Source organism: Sphingopyxis sp. GW821-FHT10B01, from assembly GCF_059415685.1.
The window spans coordinates 519,082-538,259 of the sequence record NZ_JBWKNS010000002.1; the positions used below are offsets into that span (position 1 = coordinate 519,082).

Below are 19,178 nucleotides of genomic sequence, written 5' to 3' on the forward strand. Positions count from 1 at the left end.
ACGGCATCACGATGCGGGGGGCTTCACCCGCCACACCGAGAGGCCCGCCCGCGTCCCGAGCGGCACCGCTTCGAGCCATGCCGGTGCTTTCCCCGCGTAAAGCTGCGCCGCAAGCGCATCCTTCCGCGCCTTGCGATACAGGGAAAAGTCGTTGGCGGTCCGGCAAAAGACGATCAACGTTGCTTTCTGCCTGCGGACAAGCGCCTCGGCTTGTCCGGGATCGCCGACGAAGATGCGGATCGTGTCGGCCATCGCTTCCTTGTTGCGGTGGTGCGGGGTAGCAACCAGGCTGTGATGCGTCCAGAATATCACCGGCGCGCCGAGGTCGATCGGGGTCAGGATCGTTGCGGCCGGCAGGCGGCCGAGCGCGTCGACCGCGGCGGGATCGAGGCAGTTCGACTTGTAGGGATTTGCCGTCTCCACCTCTGCTTTAGCCGCGTCTTCATCGGCCTTCAGCGATGGAAAAAACGCGGTGAGCACGACCGCGACCGCCATGCTGCCAAGCAGAGGCAGCGACAGCGCGGCAGCGGCCGAGGCGAGGACGCGTAGCAAGGTTGAGGATATCGCCCGCGCCCGCGCCCAGACATGGAGCCCGAGCCACGTACAGCCAGGCAGCGCGAAGAGATGTGCAGTCGAGACGCTGCGCAGGACCAGCAGCGACAAAGCCGCCGCTCCGAGCAGGGCAACAATGACAGTCACCCAATTCCTGCGATCCGTCGCCACGGCACAGCCGCGCCACGCCAGCACCGATCCGGCGAGACCGATAAACGACGGTACAAGCACATAGATCGCATCGCGCGGCCTCGATGCCCACAGCGGCTGCCCCTCGAGCACCTGCGTGTACCAATATTTGACGACGATCGGGTCGAGCGTCGCAAAGGGCCCGTTCGCGCATTGCGGTTCGGTCCATACCAGCGCGCCCGCCGCCGCCAAACCGGCCGCGCCGAGCAACAGGAATCGCAGCCATGCCGCGCCCGGATTGGTGCGGGCGGCCGCAAAGATCACCGCCGCGGCCGTGACAAACGCCGCCATATAGGGCGCCGAAAGCGAATCGCACCAGGTCCCGGCGAGCCCCGACGGGCCGCGCGTCAAAAACTGAAGCAGGATGGCGCCGCCGGCAAGTGCGCCCATATAGCCGCACAACCGGTCGCGATCGTCCGCGCGCCCGTGCAGCGCCCAACGCAGTGCGGCCAGACCGGCGAACAGCGCGACGATCGGCAATCCTTCGATCGATATCGCCAGCAGCGCGGCCGCGAACAGTCCGCCGAGCAGGCCCGCACGCCAGGCCGCAGGCCGCAGCGCCTGCCCCATGATCAACATCGCGAGGAGAATCTGCCAACCATGATGGTCGACCCGCAGCGGACGGAACTGCACCAATATATGGCCTGACATCATCAGGAACAGCGGCACGGCATAGGCGATCCGCCGGTCTGACAGCCCCCGATATCCCCGCACGCACGCAACGCCGAGCACCGCGCCGAGCATCAGCGGCCAGAGCACCATGACGATCCGTTCGGCCATCGCCTGCCCGAACGGCGGTTCCAGCAGCCATATCCCGGCCGCGAGCGGTGCATCGACGATACGCGACCAGTGCATCAGCACCCCGCCACCCGCCGGATTGACCCGATATTGCGAAAGGTCCCACCAGCTTTGCCCGGCGAGCAGGTCGCGTACCTGCGCCATACGCATCGCGTCGTCGGTGTCGGAAAGGTTGAGCGCGACGATGGCCGGCCAGCTCGCGATGATCGCGATCAGACTCATCGCCATCCAGATGATCAGTGCGATCCGCACCGGCGTGAACCACGGCCCGAGCGCGATGCCGTTCGAAGCCGGCGGCACTGCAACGCCTACGGGAGGCGCGGACGCGTCACTCATATGACGGCCGCCCGGAAAACGATATGGCGCCGCAGCAGATAGGTCGTCTGAAAACTGACGACGATCGCCGCCAGTTTTGCGAGCCGCGGATCGAGGCCGAGCGCGCTGCCGCCCCCGACGATTGCCGTCGTGACGGCAAGCCCCACGAGCGCCGATCCGACGAAAAGCAGCTTTTGCCGGTGCCGCTCACCGGTGCCGCGCGCCGCGGCGCCATCGGCAAAGACAAGCCGGCTCGACACCAGCCAATGCACGAGGATCCCGGCACAATAGCCGACCGCCGACGCCGAAACCGGCAACAGCCCCGCATCGAGCAGCAGCAGGAACAGCCCTGCGTCGCTGCCGAGCGCGAGTCCGCTGGCGAGCAGATAGTTCAGCCAGCGAATTTCGCCGCGGCGGATCGACGCGATCAGCTTGATGGCAGGTTGCATGGTCAGAGCGCCTCCGGCCAAGGCCTTATGCGGCCTTCGACACGCGCGCCGGAACCTCGCGGACCGACGCCAGCGCGGCCTGTTCGCCCTCGGTGCCGCTCTCATGATATTCGGCATCCTCGTTGACGCCCCAGATATCATATAGTTTTTCGCCCGCGACGATGTTGCGCACCGTCAGCATCGCGGTCATCATCGCATGATCCTGGTTGTTGTAACGGTGCATGCCGTTGCGCCCGACCATGTGCAGCGTCGGATAGCGCGCCTCGAGTTCGCTACGCATCGTCTCGACGTGCGTGGCATAGTCGTCGTCATAGACCGGATAGGCCTTTTCCTGCCGCACCACGGCGCCGCCGACGACATCTTCCGGATCGCAGAGGCCGAGGATTTCCATTTCCTTCGTCGCCAGCGCGACCAGTTTCTCGTCGCTCGACGACCAGAGCCCATCGCCCTCGAAACAGAAATATTCGAGGCCGACGCATGCCAGTTCGGGATCGGGCACCATTTCGGGCGACCAGCTGCGGAAATTCTGCACCCGGCCGACCCGCACCTTGCTGTCGTGGATATAGATCCAGTTGTCGGGGAACAGGTCTTCGGAGCGAATCTTGAGCGCAACGGTCAGGAAGTCACGATATTTAAGATTGGGTGCCGCGCTGAGCGCGCAGGCGGGCAACGGGTGGATACGCGCCGCCAGTTCGCGCATCGGCGCCGAACTGATGACATGGCCCGCATCGATCACAATGTCGCCGTCGGGGCCAGTCGCGGTCATCCGCCAGCGGCCGGTCTTCTGGTCCTGCGTCAGCTGCTTGAAGCTGTGGCCCATCAGCACATGGTTGCCGCCTGCGACGACCTTGTCGCGCGCCGCATCCCACATCATGCCGGGGCCAAGCCGCGGATAACGAAAGGTTTCGAGCAGGGTCTTGGTCGCCATGCCATCGTTCGGACGCTTGTTGAGCCCGAGGCTGCGTTTCAGCCCGTCGATCACCGCAGCGCCGAGGCTCAAGCCCTTGATGCGCTGCGCCGCCCAGTCGGCCGACATTTCGTCACACGGCATCCCCCACACCTTCTCGGTATAGGTCTTGAAAAAGATCGAATAGAGCTTCCGCCCGAACTGGTTGATCGTCCAGTCCTCGAAGCTGCGGACCGCCTTGTTCGGAAACAGCTTCGCCTGCGCATAGCTCACCATGCACAGGGTCGAACGGATCACGCCGAGGTTCCACAGCGCCTCGAACGCCCGCAAGGGATAGGAATAGAATTTGCCCTCATAATAGATGCGGCTCATCCGTGGGCGCTCGATGAAATCGTCGGGCAGAATCTCGTTCCACAGATCGACGACTTCGCGGCTTTTCGAAAAAAAGCGATGCCCGCCGATATCGAAGCGAAACCCCTCATGCTCGACCGTGCGGCTGATCCCGCCGACATAGACCGGGTCCTTTTCGATCACCGTCACGCTGTAACCCTGCCGGGTCAGCTGATAGGCAGCGGTCAGTCCGGCCGGCCCGGCGCCAATGATGGCGACGTCGGCGCTGGTCGGACGGTTCTTCGAACCAAAAGCGTCGGACATTGATTATTCCCCACAGGCAAATTCATGCTCCCGCCCGCTGTGGCCAATCATGGATAAGGAATGGTTAACGGACGGCGGTGATTCTGGGCGGACCGGGGCTTCGCGGCTTGGGAAAGTGGCCGGATTACTGTAAACTGCCGCCAGCCAAGGAGGCGCAGGGCATGGCTGGCGGTCTGGCAATCATATTGAGCGGCGGCGGTGCGAAGGGCGCCTTTCAGGTCGGCGTCGTGCACGAACTCGTCGTCAATCGCGGCGTCCGCCTCGACATCGTGGCCGGCGTGTCGACCGGCGCGATCCAGGCGCTCGGCGTCGCGCAGGACGATGTGCCGGGGCTGCTCGACGCCTGGCTCGGCATCAAGGGCAACAGTTCGATCTACAAATCGCGCCCGCTCGGCGTCGTCGGCGGTCTGCTCGGAGAAGATGCCCTTTACGACACCGCACCGCTCAAACGGCTGCTCAAGGGCTTTGCCGACGACGCAAAACTGCGCGCCAGCGGGCGCAAACTGCTGCTCGGCGTCGTCAATCTCGGCACCGGCACCTATCGCAGCATCGACGAGAGCGTGCCCGGCATCCACAATTGGGTTTATGCCAGCTGCGCGATGCCGCTCTTTTTCGATCCGCTCAAAACGCGCGCGAGCGACGGGACCGAGGAGCAATGGGTCGACGGCGGCGTGCGCGACGTGACCCCGCTCAGCGCTGCGCTCGAAATGAACCCGCGCGGGGCGATCGCGGTGCGTGCCTCCCCCGCCCCGCGCCCCGGCCCGGTGCGCACCTTTCCCAACCTCATCAAGATCGGGCTGCGCGCGGTCGACATCCTCCAGTCCGAAGTCTCGGCAAACGACCTTGCCGGCGCCGCGCTGATCAACGACCTGATCGCCGCGCGCGAAGGCCAGCTTCGTGCGCTCCAGAACGAAGGCATCGGCGCCGCGCAGGCCGCACGCATCCTCCGCCCGCTCGACGTCCAGATCTCGCGCTACCGCTTCGCGCCGATCCGCATCATCGAACCCGAGGAAGAAGTCGCCGAAACGCTCGAATTCAACCCGGCCAGGATCCGCGCCGCCATCGACGCCGGGCGCCGCGCCGTCGACCGCGAATGGGACGCGCTGGAACCGCTGCTGAGTTAGTAGCCAATTTCGGCCGAAAAGCTGTTCCCCGGCGCAAGCCGGGGTCCAGAGTGCGCCGCACAACGTCGGCCCTCCAACGCCCTGGGCCCCGGCCTGCGCCGGGGAGCAATATGGCAGCTTTCGACCGATAGTTGCCCTTCCTTTCCTCGTCATCCCGGACTTGATCGGGGATCCACAACGACGGCGCAGCTATGGATCCCGGGTCAAGCCCGGGATGACGGTAGGCGATGCAGCAACGCCCGCTTTCCACCCCAAAGCCGACATTTCTATATGCTGCCCCCCTCCCCGTCCGGAAGACCTCGCGCCCTGTTGTCATCCGGAGCCTTGCCGTCCTGCAGCACCATATTGCCGCGCAACGCCTTCAGCGTGACCGTCCCCAGCCGCACGCGCGGAGTCCCCTTGCCCGGCACCGCGCTCACCGCAAACGCACCGTCCAGCCGCAGCGCGGCCGCCGACGCCTTGCCCAACCGCACCGTATATCGCCCATAAGCGACGCCCTCGAACAGGAAATAGCCGTCGAACTCGGTGAGCGTTGTCGCGCGCACCCGGCCCTCGGCGTCGACGAGTTCGACGCTCAGCCCCTCGATCGCATTGCCGCCGTCGCGGCGGGCGACGCCTTCGATCTCGCCCGCCGCGGTCATCGGCAGCGCGATGCGCGTGACGACTCCGGGGCGCGGCGACACGACGATGCCGGGCAAGGCCGGCTGGACATAGGGGTCGGGCAGGCTGCCCGCGTCGATACCGATCAGCACGGGGCGAAAGGGTTCGAGTCCGTCGATCGCCGCGCGGCCCGCCTTGTCGGTCGCGGCCTCGATAGTGGCATTGCCTGCGGTCAATGGTACGCCCGGCAACGCAGCCTCGCCCGCTTGCCGGATGCCATCGCCATTATCGTCCATCCATACATCGGCGATTACCTGACCGCGGCTTGCGAGCTTTTCGCTCGACACGCGCCAGCCGCCATCCGGCTTCGGTCCGAAACTGAACGCGAGCGCCAGCGACGCCGCGACCGAGCCGTCGCTCGCGACTTCGCCGAATCCCGTCAACTGCACCTTGTGAAACCGGCGTGTATATCCGATCCCCGCCCGCGCGCGGTCGAGCCCGCGATCATAGCCGATCTCGGCGCGCCATTCGGCATCGCCCTTCCCCGCCCATTCGCCAACCAGCGCCATGCGCGTATCGCTGGTGTCGCCCGACAGCGCAAAGCGCGCCTCTCCGCGCAGGCGGACGCGCCCGATCCGGGCATTGGCGAGCAGGCTGGCGGTCAGATTGTCGGGCGGATCGGGACCGATCGGCACCTTGGTACGGCTCCAGTCGAGCTGGCCGGTAAAGGTCAGCGCGCGGAAGCTCGCCGACGCGCGCGCGCTTGCCTCGAGGCTCGTGATCCCCGACCGCCGATCGACGTGCCGCACGTCGAAATGGAGCGGCAGCACCGTCTGCCCCAGCTTCACCGACTGATCGACCGAGACCGCGTAAAGGCCCTTGATATTATTGATGAAACGGTCGGAAACAAAGCCGCCCCAGCCGCGCATCGCATCGGCGCGCACATAGGTCTCGCCGAACGCCGCGAGCCAGCTCGCGCGCGCCGCGCCGCCGCCATTATCGGCATAACTGCCGCCGACCTCGAGCAAGGTCGGCCCGATCGAGCGCCGCAGCGCGACTTCGCCATAATGATACCGGACATTCTCGATCAGCAGGCTGTGGACATAGGCCGCGGCGGACGTGCGCGTATCGAGCCCACGCTCGATCCCGAGCGTCCCGCGCCAGCCACGCCGAAACGCCCCGCGCCGCGAACTCCCGAATTCGATCAGATCGGCATTTTCCTGCGCGAACCCCGCCCAATACCAGGTCTGCTGCGGCGGAATCGAATCCATGCCCACCTGCACCTGCCGGATTTCGCGCCTTATCTGTCCCTGCGGCCCGTACAGCACGATCTCGAAGCGGTTCGCGCCATATTGCAGCGGCACGTCGATAAATTCGTAGCGCCCGTCGCCATTGGGGCTGGTGAAGGCGAGCAATTGCCCGTTGCGATACAGCTCGGCATCCCAGCCCGCGGGAAGGTCACCGCGGAAGGTCGTCTTGTCGAAAGCGTCGGGGTGCTCGATCGGGCGGTTGGTGAACACCGCGCCGCGCCCCGGCGCCGAGGAGGCGACGATCCCGGTCGACAGCAGGCTGACATCGCCGACCGCATAATGCGTCGCCTTCAGCGGACCCAGCAATTGCCCCTGCGGATCGGTGCGATAGAGCCGCATGCGCAGGCTGTCGGGCACGCCTTCGTTATTGGACGACACGCGCGCGTCGAAACTCTGCCCCAGCGCTTCCCCGGCTGCGAAAATCTCGTAGCGCCCCTGAACATGGGATCCGCCGCGCTTGTCCGACACGAACCCCGTCGAGGCGACGACATCGACCGACGGGGTCGCCCACGCCTGATACGGCCGCGCCGCCTGCGGCAGGCTGGCGAGGTCGAACTGCGCCTGCGGACGGATCGCCGCGGCGCGCGCGCGCCGCTCGGCGGCGAGCTGGAACGGCAGCTTGTCCTTGGAGTCGATGCGCAGCACCGCGTTCGACAGATCGGCGGCGAGCGGAACGCCAAGCCAGGCGTTGAGGCTCTCGAGGTCGACGCACCAGCCCGCCGGCGTGTCGCGGATCATCGTCGGGGTCAGGCGGAAGCGCTGGCTCCCCGCGCGCACGTCGCCCGCGTCGCGGTCGATCGTCAGGCTGCGCCGCTCGTCGAATACCCAGCCGGTTGCGCGGCGCAACTTCTTGTCGACGCGCACGGCAAGGTCGAGCGCGAGCACCACATCGCCCAGATCGACGCAAATCCCCTGCGGCGTCTGATAGCCGCGCACCCCGTCGCCGAGCCGATATTGCCCCGACCGGACGTCGAACAGCCAGCTGTCATCCTCGTTCGGCGCCCAATTCTCCGAAGCAATAGAAACCGGCTTTTTCTCAACCGCCTGCGCGCCGGCGGGAACAAGCCCCGCCAGCGCCAGTCCGGCGAGGATCGCCGGCTTCCATCGTGCAAGCGCCGCGCGGATCATCGCCCCGCCCGCTTCGCTCCGGTCTATCCCCTCACTTCACCACCCGGTCGGCCTCGTCGATCGTGCCGCCGCCGATTTCGCGGTCTTCGGTATAGCGGATGCGCACCGGCCCCTTGAGCTTCGCCGCGAGTTCGCCCGGAACGCGCAGCGACACCTTGCGCGCGCCAACCTCGGGATAGACGGCGATTCCGCGCGCGACGAGCAACGGTTCGGGCACGCCGGGGCGCGTCACCTCGATATCGCCATAGACCGACCGGCTTCCGGCGCGTGCGAGGTCGAAATTGAACGCAGGCCCGTCCTGCGTTTCGCTCACCCACGCGTCGCCGATCGTTGCTTCGGCGCCGAGGTCGCCGACCCGGACGATGACCGGGATCGTGATGCCATAAATCGGCGTCAGCGCGATCGACACGCCCTCGCGGGCAGGTTTCGTCCCGTCTGCGGGCACCGCAGCCACCGCGTCGGGAACCGCACGGAACAGCATATGCGCACGATATTCGCCCGGCGGCGTTCCTTCGGGAACGCGCACCCCGACGCGGACCACCTGCGGCTGGTTGGGCGGCAAGGTGACGCGGCGCGGGCTGAACGCGATCATGTCGAGCGCGGTCCGTTCGGTCGTATTGACATTGTCCTCGGCGATTTCGTCGAGCCCGCCCTCGGCGGTCATCCGCTTGATCTCGAGGCTGATGCGGTAGGTCGCCGGTTCGGCGCCGATATTGTTCAGCACCACCTCGGTCCCGCGCGATCCGTCGAGGATGACGCGCGTCGGCGCAACAAGCAGGTCACCCGCTGCGTGAACGGGCAAAGCCGCGGCGCCGAGCGCAGCCACGGTAAACAGGCCGAAGCCTTTCAAAAAGCGTAGCATGGATACGATCCCCACAATCGTTTCGGGAAACGGCCCCACACCGCCCCGATGGTCGCATCCTGCCTGCGCCAACATGGTTGATATTTTGCTAATCATAAGAGCAGCATAAAAAGGAGGCCGCCGGACCTGCGTCCGGCGACCCCCTTTTTCCGCTGGCGAGCCTCAGCCCGCCAGGCCCCCCACCTTATTGATAATTGGCGGTGACGTTGAACGTCCCCGTATAGTCGCCCGACGCCTGGTTGGCGCCGACGCTCAGCGTGCCGCCGACCTGAAAGCTGCCACCGGTTGCGTTCAGCGTGATGTTCGCCGACGAATAGGTCAGCGTCGATGCCATCGTGCCGCCGAGCGAACCGTTGAGCGTGACGCTCGAATCGCCGCCGACCAAGACCACGGCGCCGCTGGTGCCCTGAACGTTGAAGTTGGCGGCCGTCGTCGTGCCGGTGCAGGTCAGGCCCGCGCCGCAGGTTGCAGCGCCGGCGGTCGACACGGCGACGGTCGAAGCGGTCGCGCCGCTGATGATCGTCGCATATTGCAGGTCGCTGGTGTTGCTGAGCGTGATCTGGCGCAGGATCTTGGCTTTCGCCGTCCCCGTGGCCGACGCTGCCTGGGCCGCCGAAGCGTTCATGGCGAGGGCAGCAATTGCGGCACCCATAAGGGCGCGCTTCATTCCAAAGTTGCGCATAAGTTTTGGTCCCTTGAATTCTATGACGATCAGTCGAATTTCGAATGGATATCCCACCCCATTCGCCGACCTCTTTAGGGAACGACCTGTTCAGGTTTTGCCAGCAAGCTTGGTTAACAGCGCGATAAGGATTGCCCCGCGTTACGCATGGTAACCGAGCGAAATCATGGCTTTAGCGCTAGATAGCGGGGGTCGTGGGGACCGCCTATCCTTCGTTAACGGCCCGGACTGGCACAATTTAGGCGGGGTTGGACAAGGAATCGCGGGACGGCGCCAATCCCGCTGATCAGATCGATTCGCCGCTCAGTCGCTGGCAGATCATGTCGAGCTGGTCGAGCGACGCGAATTTCAGCGTCAGCGCGCCCTTGCCGCCGCCCGCATATTGGATCGCGACACCGATGCCGAGCAGTTCGGACAAATGACGCTCGACCGCGACGATATCGGGATCGCGCCCACCGTCCATGCTCTTATATTCGAGCGGCGCCTTGCGCGGCGAACCGCCGTCCTTGCCCGCGCGCACCAGCGCCTCGACCGTGCGGACCGACAGGCCCTCCTTCGCCACCCGCCGCGCGATCGCCTCGGCATTGTCGGCGCCGATCAAGGCGCGCGCATGTCCCATGGCGAGCGATCCGTCGCCGACCATCGCCTGCACCCCGGCGGGCAGGTCGAGCAGGCGCATCAGATTCGCGACATGGCTGCGCGATTTGCCGACCAGCTTGGCGAGCGCTTCCTGATTATGACCGAAATCCTCGATCAGCCGGCGATAGGCGCCCGCTTCTTCGATCGCGTTGAGATCTTGCCGCTGGATATTCTCGACCAGCGCTATCTCATAGGTCGCAGCGTCGTCGAGGTCGCGGACGAGCGCAGGAATCTGGTGCAGCCCCGCGCGCTGCGCTGCGCGCCAGCGGCGTTCGCCGGCGACGAGCTGATAGCCGTCGCCGTCGGGCGAGCGGCGGACGATGATCGGCTGGAGCAATCCGCGCAGCCCGATCGAATCGGCGAGTTCGGCGATCGCATCCTCGTCGAAATGACGCCGCGGCTGCCCCGGTAGCGGGCGAATCGATCCGACCCCGACATGCTGCACCGAATCGCCCGAAACCGGCTCGGCTTTCGCCGCGCCCCCGGGCGTTGCGAGCACCGGTGCCTCGACCGCAACATCGCCGAAAAGCGCGTTCAGCCCGCGCCCAAGGCCCGAGGGCCGCTTGCGCGCCGGCGTCGATTCACTCGCTGCTTCGTCTTTATTATCAGCCATTTATGCAGCCTTACGGACGTTGGGCAGCCGATCGATCAGCTCGCGGGCGAGCGCAATATAGGCGGCCGATCCGGCGCAACGATGATCGTAGATCAGCGCCGGCAGGCCGTGGCTCGGCGCCTCCGACAGGCGGACGTTGCGCGGAATCACCGTCTCGAACACCACGGGGCCAAGCACTTCGCGCACATCGTCCGATACCTGATCGGTCAGCCGGTTGCGGCGATCGAACATGGTCAGCGCGACGCCGAGAATCGACAATTTCTGGTTGAACCGCTCGCGCACCCGTTCGACCGTGGTGAGGAGCTGGCTCAGCCCTTCGAGCGCGAAAAATTCGCATTGCAGCGGAACGATCAGCGATTCGGCGGCGATCAGCGCGTTGAGCGTCAGCATGCCGAGCGACGGCGGACAGTCGATCAGGCAAATGTCCCATTGCCCGGCCTCGGCGCTCGACAACGCCTGCTGCAACCGGTGCAACCGGTCCTGAAATTCGATCAGCTCGATCTCGGCGCCCGACAGGTCGACCGTCGCGGTCACGATATCGAGCCGCGGCACGGCGGTCGGGATCGCGCATTCGGCCAGCGTCGCGTCGCCGCGAAGCAGCTCGTAGCTCGAACATTCGCGCTGCGACTGCTTGATTCCGAGGCCGGTCGAGGCATTACCCTGCGGATCGAGGTCGATAATCAGCGTGCGCCAACCCGTCGCCGCAAGCGCGGTTGCCAGATTGATCGCGGTCGTCGTTTTGCCGACCCCGCCCTTCTGGTTCGCCACGGCAATGCGGATCATCGCTTTCCTCGCTGTTGTGCCGCAATTTTCCCCGAGCCGACCAAAATCTGGCTCTCGGCGTCGGTGCGGCTCTGTTCCACGTGGAACATTCTCTGCCATGGCTGGGACAGCAAAGCCAGTTCCTTAACTGCGTTTCGGCCCTTTGGCAGCAACCAGCGCGTCGATTCGGTGGAAAAACGAGAGGATAAGTCCAGCAACTTGTCGAGCGGAGCGAAGGCGCGCGCGCTGATCGTCGCCGCGGGTCGCGTCTCGATCCGCTCCAAAGGCCCTTCAACGACCTCGACATGGACAAGGCCGAGGTCCGCCGCCACGCTGCGCAGGAAGTCGCAGCGCCGCTTCCGCGATTCGACGAGCAGTATCGGCCGTGGACTCAGGATCGCCACCACCAGCCCCGGAAGCCCCGCCCCGCTCCCCAGATCGATCCACAGACCGTCGCCGTCGCGCGTATCCAACGCCAGAAGCTGCGCGCTGTCGGCAATATGCCGAACCCACATCGTCGGGATCGTCGAGGCCGCGATCAGATTCTGCTGCGTGCTTTCGGCGATCAGCAGATCGGCAAAGCGGTCGAGCTGGTCCCACTGATCGGGGGTCGGCGCAAAAGCCCCGCCGATCCAGGCGCGTGCGGCGTCTTCGCTATCCAGAATCTCCGTATTCAAACTGAAGCCGTCCTTTTTTGCCCGCTCGTGCTGAGCTTGTCGAAGCACCGTCCTTCTTTTCTGCCGGTTAGGAGAAAGAACAGCCCTTCGACAAGCTCAGGGCGAACGGCTTGTGTATTATCAATAGCGACGGCTCACGCTGCCCGCCGCCGGCTATGCACCATGATCGCGGTCAGGGCCGCCGGCGTCACCCCATCGATGCGCGCCGCCTGCCCCAATGTCTCGGGGCGCGCCCTCGACAGTCGTTCGACCATCTCGCGCGACAGGCCGCCGATCGCCGCATAGTCGAGCGCGATGTCGAGGCCGATCGCTTCGTTCGCCGCAAGCGCGCGCAACTCGGCGTCCTGCCGCGCGATATAGGGCGCATAATGCGCATCCTCGGCGACTTCGGACAGGATCGCGCGATCGATCGAATCGAGCTCGGGCGCGAGTTGCGCGAGGGTCGCCATCGACACGTCGGGATAGCGTAGCAGATCGATCCGCTTGCGCGCGATTCCGTCGCCCGGCAGCGCCAGCCCGATTGCGGCATAGTCGGCGGTCGCGACAGGCGCGTCGAGCAGCGCCATCGCCCGCGCCCGCTCGCCCTGCCGACGGGCAAACAACGCCGCCGTTTGCGGACGCACCAGCCCCAGTTCGATCCCCTTCGGCGTCAGGCGCGTCACGGCATTATCCGCACGCAGCCGCAGCCGATATTCGGCGCGCGCGGTCAACATGCGATAGGGTTCGCTCACCCCCTGCAGCACAAGATCGTCGACCATCACCCCGATATAGGATTCGGACCGATCGAGGATGAACGGCGCGCGGCCCTGCACGGCAAGCGCGGCATTGGCCCCCGCGATCAGCCCCTGCGCCGCCGCTTCTTCATAACCGGTGGTGCCGTTGATCTGACCCGCACACCAGAGCCCGCGCATGCCTCGAACCTGCAACGTCCGGTCGAGCGCGCGCGGATCGATATGATCATATTCGACCGCATAGCCGGGCACGACCATCTCGACCGTTTCCAGCCCGTCCATCGTCCGCAGCATCGCGAGCTGGACATCGGCGGGCAGCGAGGTCGAAATGCCGTTCGGATAGACGAGGTGCGAATCAAGCCCCTCGGGCTCGAGAAAGACCTGATGCCCATCGCGGTCGGCAAAGCGGTGGATCTTGTCCTCGATCGACGGGCAATAGCGTGGCCCCGCCGCTCCGATCGCACCGGTGAAGAGCGGCGAACGATCGAGATTGGCGGCAATGATCGCGTGCGATTCGGGATTGGTGCGCGTGATCGCGCAAAAAATCTGCGGCACCGAGCGCGTGCTGTTCCACGTGGAACAGGTCCAGCCCTCGCCGTCCGACGGCTGTTCCTCGAGCCGCGCCCAGTCGATCGTGCGCCCGTCGAGCCGCGGCGGCGTCCCGGTCTTGAGCCGCGCCATCGGCAGGTCGGCCGCGCGCAATTGTCCGGCGAGCCGGTGTGCCCCCGCCTCGCCGATGCGTCCGCCCTCCATGCGCTCTTCGCCGCGGAACATGCGTCCGCCAAGGAAGGTCCCCGTCGCGAGCACCACGGCGGACGCCGTCAAGATCGACCCGTCGCCCAGTTCGAGTCCCGCGACGCGCGACCCGTCCGCCGACATCGTCAACGCCGCCGCTTCGCCCGCAACAATGGTGATGCCCTCCTCGGCCGCGAGCATCGTCTGGATCGCGTCACGATAGAGCTTGCGGTCGGCCTGGATACGCGGCCCCTGCACCGCCGCCCCCTTCGACGCGTTGAGCATGCGGTAATGGATTGCGGCGCTGTCGGCAGCGCGCGCCATCCAGCCGTCGAGCGCATCGACCTCGCGCATCAAATGGCCCTTGCCGAGCCCGCCGATCGCCGGGTTGCACGACATCGTCCCGATCAGCGCGGGGTCGAAACTGACGAGCGCGACGCGCGCGCCAAGCCGTGCCGCAGCCGCTGCGGCCTCGGTTCCGGCATGGCCACCGCCGACGACGATGACATCAAAACGATCGTTGCTATGCATGATTGAAGCGGCCTTTAGCCGAAACCGGGCGTCGAATCTACCGCCGCGGGGCAATGCGATGTTTCACGTGGAACATCATTTCCCGATGCAGAATCGTCCGAACAATGTGTCGAGCATGTCTTCGACTCCTGCCCGTCCGGTGATCCGGTCGAGTGCGCCACCGGCAAGGCGCAGGCGCTCGGCCAGCAGGATCAGGTCGCGGGCCTCGTGCGACCGCGGCACGATCGTCAGCCAGTCGCGCGCCTCGGCCAGCGCGCCGCGCTGACGTTGGCGCAGCGCCGCCTCGCCTTCGCGCGGCAGCAAGGTCCGCGCCATGTCGACGATATATTTATGGAGCTTGTCCATTCCCGCGCCGGTCGCCGCCGACAGCGTCAGGTCGCAATGCGCGGCCTCGGCCTCGGCCCCCGCATCGCCGCGCCAGCGGTCAGCCTGCGCCGCGATCAGGATCGCGCGCGGATGATCGGGCGCGTCTTTCGGCGGGCCGAGCCACAGCAGTATATCCGCCGCCTCGACGGCGGCCTTCGCCCGATCGATGCCGATCATTTCAATATCATCGGCACTTTCCGCGCGCAGTCCTGCCGTGTCCGAAAAGCGCATCGCAATCCCGTCGAGCGCCAGCGGGGTCTCGATCACATCGCGCGTCGTCCCCGCCACCGGCGACACAATCGCCAGCTCACGCTGTGCCAACGCATTGATCAAAGTCGATTTTCCGGCGTTTGGCGGCCCGGCGATAACGACCGACAATCCGTCGGCGATCACCTCCGCCGCGGGCCGCGCCAGCCAGCCTTCCAGCTCGACCGCAAGTTCCCCCATCCCCGAAATCATTCGCTGCGCGACACTTTCGCCAACTTCGACATCATCCTCATCGGCAAAATTCAGCTCGGCCTCGGCCCCCGCCATCAACGTCAGCAAGCTATCCTGCCAGGCTTCGACGGCGCGCGACACATGCCCGCTCGCCATGCCGAGCGCCTGCACCCGCTGACTCTCGGTCTCCGCGGCAAGCAGATCGGCAAGCCCCTCGGCCTCGGCAAGATCGATCCGCCCGTTGAGGAAAGCACGACGGGTAAACTCGCCCGGCTCTGCGCGGCGCAGACCCGGCATTACGCCAAGCGCGGTCTCGACCGCCGCAACCACCGCGCGGCCGCCGTGGAGATGCAGTTCGGCCAGATCCTCACCGGTCGCGGTAGCCGGTCCAGGAAACCACAGCACCAGCGCGCGATCGAGCGGCGCGCCGTCCGCATCGCGGAGTTCGGCCAGCGATGCGTGCCGCGGCGCCGGCAACCGCCCAGCGATCGAGCGCAGCGCAGCGCCCGCCTGCGGCCCGCTCACGCGCACGACGCCAATCGCCGCCGGCGGCATCCCGCTCGACAGCGCAAAAATCGTATCGCTTACAACGTCTTGGTTCAGCTCTTGCGTCCCCGCACCGGCTTGTCGTCTTCGTCCCCATCGGCCGACTTCCCGGCCGATTTGGTTGCGCCGCCCATCAGCCCGCCGCCGAACTGTCCCAGCAGCGACTGAACCAGCCCCAGCCCGCTCTCGCCCATCGGCACCCAGGTTTTGACCATCTGCTGGACCATGTCGGGGGTGATCCCCTTCGCCATCAACTCCTTGACGCGATCGAGATAAATATCGTGCAAGGGCTCGAGGTCGGGAAGGCCGACCAGGCGCCGCGCCTCTTCGGGCGTACAATCGATCTCGATATTGAACTTCATCGCCTGTCTCCGCCCCGAAATGCCGGTAAGCCGCTTGAGCCATGCTCGCAGCCCCGCTAGCTTCGCGCTTTCACTGCAAAGAAGCAAGAGTCAGGAGAGCTCCCCAATGTCCGCGACGAACATCACCATCCCCGCGCTCGATAGCGAAGGCGAAATTCCCGCCTATGTCGCGCGCCCCGACGCCGACAGTTCGCGCGCGATCATCGTCATCCCCGAAATTTTCGGCGTGAATGCGGGTATTCGCCAGAAATGCGACGACTGGGCCGCCGAGGGCTATCTCGCAATCGCGCCCGACATCTTCTGGCGTTTCGCGCCGGGTGTCGAGCTCAACCCCGATATCGAGTCCGAACTGCAGGAAGCCTTTGGCTATTTCGGCCAATATGATGCCGACAACGGGGTCAAGGATATCGAGGCCGCGATCCGCTGGCTCCATGCCCAGGGCGCGAGCAAAGTCGGCTGCGTCGGCTTCTGCCTCGGCGGCCGCCTCGCCTACATGACCGCAGCGCGCACCGACATCAATGCGTCGGTCGGCTATTATGGCGTCATGATCGACCAGATGCTGAACGAGAGCCATGCGATCGCCCATCCGTTGATGCTTCACATCCCCACCGAAGACCATCTCGTCGATCATGACGCGCAGAAAAAGATCCACGAAGGGCTCGATCCGCATCCCAAGGTGACGCTCCACGATTATGACGGCCTCGACCATGGTTTCGCCGCAACGATGGGCAATCGCCGCAATGAAGCGGGCGCACAGCTCGCCGACGGCCGCACCCGCGCCTTCTTCGCCGAGCATCTCGCATGAGCGGCCATCCCGGCCTCGCCGCCTGGCACGCCTATATGGCAGAGGGCGGCGACCCGCAGGCCTTGCGCGACCTGCTCGCCGAGGATGCCGTGTTCCACTCGCCCGTCGTCCACACGCCGCAGGCCGGACGCGACAAGGTCTTCGCCTATCTCCACGCGGCGAGCCATGTCCTTGGCGGCGACGATTTCCGCTATCTGCGCGAGATCGTCGACGGCGATCAGGCGATGCTCGAATTTGCTACCACCCTCGACGGCATCCAGATCAACGGCGTCGATATCATTACCTGGAACGACCAAGGAAAGATTAGCGATTTCAAGGTGATGATTCGCCCGCTCAAGGCCATCAACAAAGTCTGGGAGAAGATGGGCGAAATGCTCGCGACGCAAGCGAGCTGACCGGTGCTGCGTTGGATCGCCTTCCCCATCCTCCTCGCCGCGGCGGCGTTCGCGGCTTGGTGGGTACCCGCGCGCTGGACCTTGCTGCTGTGGGTTCCACTGCTGCTGCTCGGGCTCTACGATGCGCTCCAGAGCCATCATAGCCTCCGCCGCAACTTCCCGCTGATCGCGCGCATCCGCTGGCTGTTCGAGGCGCTGCGCCCCTTTCTCCATGCCTATATCGTCGAAAGCCCGCTCGACGGACGGCCCTTTGCGCGCACCGAACGCGATCTCGTCTATGCCCGCGCGAAGGGCGAGCTCGACAGCCATCCCTTCGGTACCGAACTCGACGTCTATTCGGACGAATATGAGTGGATGAGCCACAGTATCGCGCCGGCGGCCGACCCCGACCGGACGCAGCGCGTGACCGTCGGCGGCCCGCAATGCGCGCGGCCCTATGCCGCGGCACCGCTGAACATTTCGGCGATGAGCTTCGGCTCGCTGGGCGCGAACGCGATTCAGGCGCTCAACCTTGGCGCGCAGATGGGCAATTTCTATCATGACACCGGCGAAGGCGGTTTCAGCCCCTATCACCGCATCCATGGCGGCGACATCGTGTGGGAACTGGGCAGCGGCTATTTCGGCTGCCGCGACGATAGCGGACATTTCGACCCCGAACGCTTTCGCGATACCGCGCAAAACGACCAGATCAAGATGATCGAAATCAAGCTCAGCCAGGGGGCCAAGCCCGGCCATGGCGGCGTGCTCCCCGGACCCAAAGTCAGCGCCGAAATCGCCGCGACGCGCGGCGTTCGCGAAGGCCATGACTGTATTTCGCCAGCATCGCATTCGGCCTTCGCGACCCCGATCGAGATGATCTTATGGGCCGCAAAACTGCGCGAACTGTCCGGCGGCAAGCCCGTTGGGATTAAATTGTGCGTCGGCCAGCCGCATGAAATCTATGCCGTGATGAAGGCCATGATCGAAACCGGCATTCGGCTCGACTTCATCGTCGTCGACGGCGCCGAAGGCGGCACGGGCGCGGCGCCGCTCGAATTTTCCAACAGCATCGGTATGCCGCTGCGCGAGGGCCTCATCTTCGTACGCAATGCGCTCGTCGGCTGCGGGCTCAAGGAGGACATCAAGGTCGCCGCGTCGGGCAAGGTCCATTCGGGCGCGGGGCTCGCGGTCAATTGCGCACTCGGTGCCGACTGGTCGAACGCCGCGCGCGCCTTCATGTTCACCTTGGGCTGCGTCCAATCGCTCAAATGCCATACCGACCAATGTCCGACCGGGGTCGCAACGCAGTATCCCGGCCGCCAGCGCGGGCTGGTGGTCGAGGACAAGGCCGAGCGTGTGCGCCGCTTCCAGGCCGCCACAGTCAACGCCTTGTGGGACATCAGCTGTGCAATGGGGCTCGAATCGCCCTGGCAGATCCAGCCGCATCATCTCCACGAGCGGCTGAATTCGGCGCGATCGGATTCGATCGACCGCATCTACAAATTCTACGAACGCGGCGTGCTGCTCGAGGATCCGGGTTCGGTCGCGGGTGCCCGCTATTGGGCGATGGCGCGCGCCGACAGCTTCCGCGCGGCGCTTTAAATCAGCATCAGTTCGGCGAGTTCACGATAGAGTTCGGGCGGCAGATCGGCGAGCCCATCACTCTCGCCCACCCCTTTCGGCGCGTCGGAATCGGCCAGATAGCGCCACCCTTGGTGCGCACGTTTCGGCTGCGGATGAAGCCGCTCGAGCGTCGCCACGCACACGATGTCGACCCGCCCGTCGCTCCGATCCTCGAAACCGAGGATTTCGACGCGCCCAACCAGCGTGTGACGCACAATGAAGTGGAGCTTGCCGCCGATCAGTTCCTCTGCGCGCTTGGGCCGGAACCGCGTTGCAAAGCGAATCTCGCCGTCTTGGGCATAGTTGGCGATCCGCGCCTCCAGCGCGGGATAGTCGGCGCAGCCGACGGCAACGCGGGTCATGTGGAGCGGGAGCATGAAGCTGAACATGGGAAGGTGTGAGCGGG

The 19,178-nt window shown here is 65.6% G+C and carries 17 protein-coding genes; 4 read left to right on the forward strand and 13 right to left on the reverse strand.

What is annotated here, in order from left to right; genetic code table 11:
* Nucleotides 1-6: 6 nt before the first annotated feature.
* The 3 genes from AC07NV_RS06905 to AC07NV_RS06915 are packed head-to-tail and all read right to left on the reverse strand — an operon-like array spanning nt 7 to nt 3,864.
* Nucleotides 7-1,875 (reverse strand): hypothetical protein, encoded by a 1,869-nt coding sequence (locus AC07NV_RS06905; protein ID WP_495165604.1) that lies wholly within the window; start codon nt 1,873-1,875, stop codon nt 7-9.
* Nucleotides 1,872-2,303, reverse strand: coding sequence for a GtrA family protein (locus AC07NV_RS06910; RefSeq protein ID WP_495165605.1), 432 nt, complete (start codon nt 2,301-2,303; stop codon nt 1,872-1,874). The genes AC07NV_RS06905 and AC07NV_RS06910 overlap by 4 nt, the downstream gene beginning before the upstream one ends.
* 25 nt (nt 2,304-2,328) lie before the next feature.
* A complete protein-coding gene (locus AC07NV_RS06915) occupies nt 2,329-3,864 on the reverse strand; it encodes an NAD(P)/FAD-dependent oxidoreductase (RefSeq protein ID WP_495165606.1) in 1,536 nt (511 codons plus the stop codon).
* Nucleotides 3,865-4,025: 161 nt separating this feature from the next.
* On the opposite strand from AC07NV_RS06915, the gene AC07NV_RS06920 reads away from it, so the two are divergent.
* Nucleotides 4,026-4,988, forward strand: a complete 963-nt coding sequence (locus tag AC07NV_RS06920; protein ID WP_495165607.1) for a patatin-like phospholipase family protein — start codon at nt 4,026-4,028, stop codon at nt 4,986-4,988.
* A 266-nt stretch (nt 4,989-5,254) separates the two neighbouring features.
* Here AC07NV_RS06920 and AC07NV_RS06925 read toward each other — a convergent pair whose 3' ends face one another.
* From AC07NV_RS06925 to AC07NV_RS06965, 9 genes are all read right to left on the reverse strand, one after another.
* Nucleotides 5,255-8,026, reverse strand: coding sequence for an MSCRAMM family protein (locus tag AC07NV_RS06925; protein WP_495165608.1), 2,772 nt, complete (start codon nt 8,024-8,026; stop codon nt 5,255-5,257).
* Between the two features lie 31 nt (nt 8,027-8,057).
* A complete protein-coding gene (locus AC07NV_RS06930; RefSeq protein ID WP_495165609.1) occupies nt 8,058-8,888 on the reverse strand; it encodes a fimbrial biogenesis chaperone in 831 nt (276 codons plus the stop codon).
* A 184-nt stretch (nt 8,889-9,072) separates the two neighbouring features.
* Nucleotides 9,073-9,555 (reverse strand): DUF4402 domain-containing protein, encoded by a 483-nt coding sequence (locus tag AC07NV_RS06935; RefSeq protein WP_495165610.1) that lies wholly within the window; start codon nt 9,553-9,555, stop codon nt 9,073-9,075.
* Between the two features lie 301 nt (nt 9,556-9,856).
* Nucleotides 9,857-10,822 (reverse strand): ParB/RepB/Spo0J family partition protein, encoded by a 966-nt coding sequence (locus tag AC07NV_RS06940; protein ID WP_495165611.1) that lies wholly within the window; start codon nt 10,820-10,822, stop codon nt 9,857-9,859.
* Nucleotides 10,823-11,605: a ParA family protein gene (locus tag AC07NV_RS06945; RefSeq protein WP_062186227.1), complete on the reverse strand. Its 783-nt coding sequence runs from the start codon at nt 11,603-11,605 to the stop codon at nt 10,823-10,825.
* Nucleotides 11,602-12,261, reverse strand: a complete 660-nt coding sequence (gene rsmG, locus AC07NV_RS06950) for a 16S rRNA (guanine(527)-N(7))-methyltransferase RsmG (RefSeq protein ID WP_495165999.1) — start codon at nt 12,259-12,261, stop codon at nt 11,602-11,604. The genes AC07NV_RS06945 and rsmG overlap by 4 nt, the downstream gene beginning before the upstream one ends.
* Nucleotides 12,262-12,395: 134 nt before the next feature.
* Complete coding sequence (gene mnmG, locus AC07NV_RS06955) at nt 12,396-14,258, reverse strand: tRNA uridine-5-carboxymethylaminomethyl(34) synthesis enzyme MnmG (RefSeq protein WP_495165612.1); 1,863 nt, start codon at nt 14,256-14,258, stop codon at nt 12,396-12,398.
* A 75-nt stretch (nt 14,259-14,333) separates the two neighbouring features.
* Nucleotides 14,334-15,638: a tRNA uridine-5-carboxymethylaminomethyl(34) synthesis GTPase MnmE gene (mnmE, locus tag AC07NV_RS06960; protein ID WP_495166000.1), complete on the reverse strand. Its 1,305-nt coding sequence runs from the start codon at nt 15,636-15,638 to the stop codon at nt 14,334-14,336.
* Between the two features lie 23 nt (nt 15,639-15,661).
* Nucleotides 15,662-15,970, reverse strand: coding sequence for a DUF6489 family protein (locus AC07NV_RS06965; protein ID WP_495166001.1), 309 nt, complete (start codon nt 15,968-15,970; stop codon nt 15,662-15,664).
* Nucleotides 15,971-16,076: 106 nt separating this feature from the next.
* On the opposite strand from AC07NV_RS06965, the gene AC07NV_RS06970 reads away from it, so the two are divergent.
* The 3 genes from AC07NV_RS06970 to AC07NV_RS06980 are packed head-to-tail and all read left to right on the forward strand — an operon-like array spanning nt 16,077 to nt 18,751.
* On the forward strand, nt 16,077-16,775 hold the full coding sequence (locus AC07NV_RS06970; RefSeq protein ID WP_495165613.1) for a dienelactone hydrolase family protein: 699 nt from the start codon (nt 16,077-16,079) through the stop codon (nt 16,773-16,775).
* Entirely contained in the window at nt 16,772-17,170 is a 399-nt protein-coding gene (locus tag AC07NV_RS06975) for a nuclear transport factor 2 family protein (RefSeq protein WP_495165614.1), read from the forward strand. Before AC07NV_RS06970 ends, AC07NV_RS06975 begins: the two co-directional genes overlap by 4 nt.
* Nucleotides 17,171-17,173: 3 nt before the next feature.
* Nucleotides 17,174-18,751: an FMN-binding glutamate synthase family protein gene (locus tag AC07NV_RS06980; RefSeq protein ID WP_495165615.1), complete on the forward strand. Its 1,578-nt coding sequence runs from the start codon at nt 17,174-17,176 to the stop codon at nt 18,749-18,751.
* Here AC07NV_RS06980 and AC07NV_RS06985 read toward each other — a convergent pair.
* Complete coding sequence (locus AC07NV_RS06985) at nt 18,748-19,149, reverse strand: DUF1489 family protein (RefSeq protein ID WP_495165616.1); 402 nt, start codon at nt 19,147-19,149, stop codon at nt 18,748-18,750. The two genes, AC07NV_RS06980 and AC07NV_RS06985, sit on opposite strands and share 4 nt — an antisense overlap.
* Between the last annotated feature and the right edge of the window lie 29 nt (nt 19,150-19,178).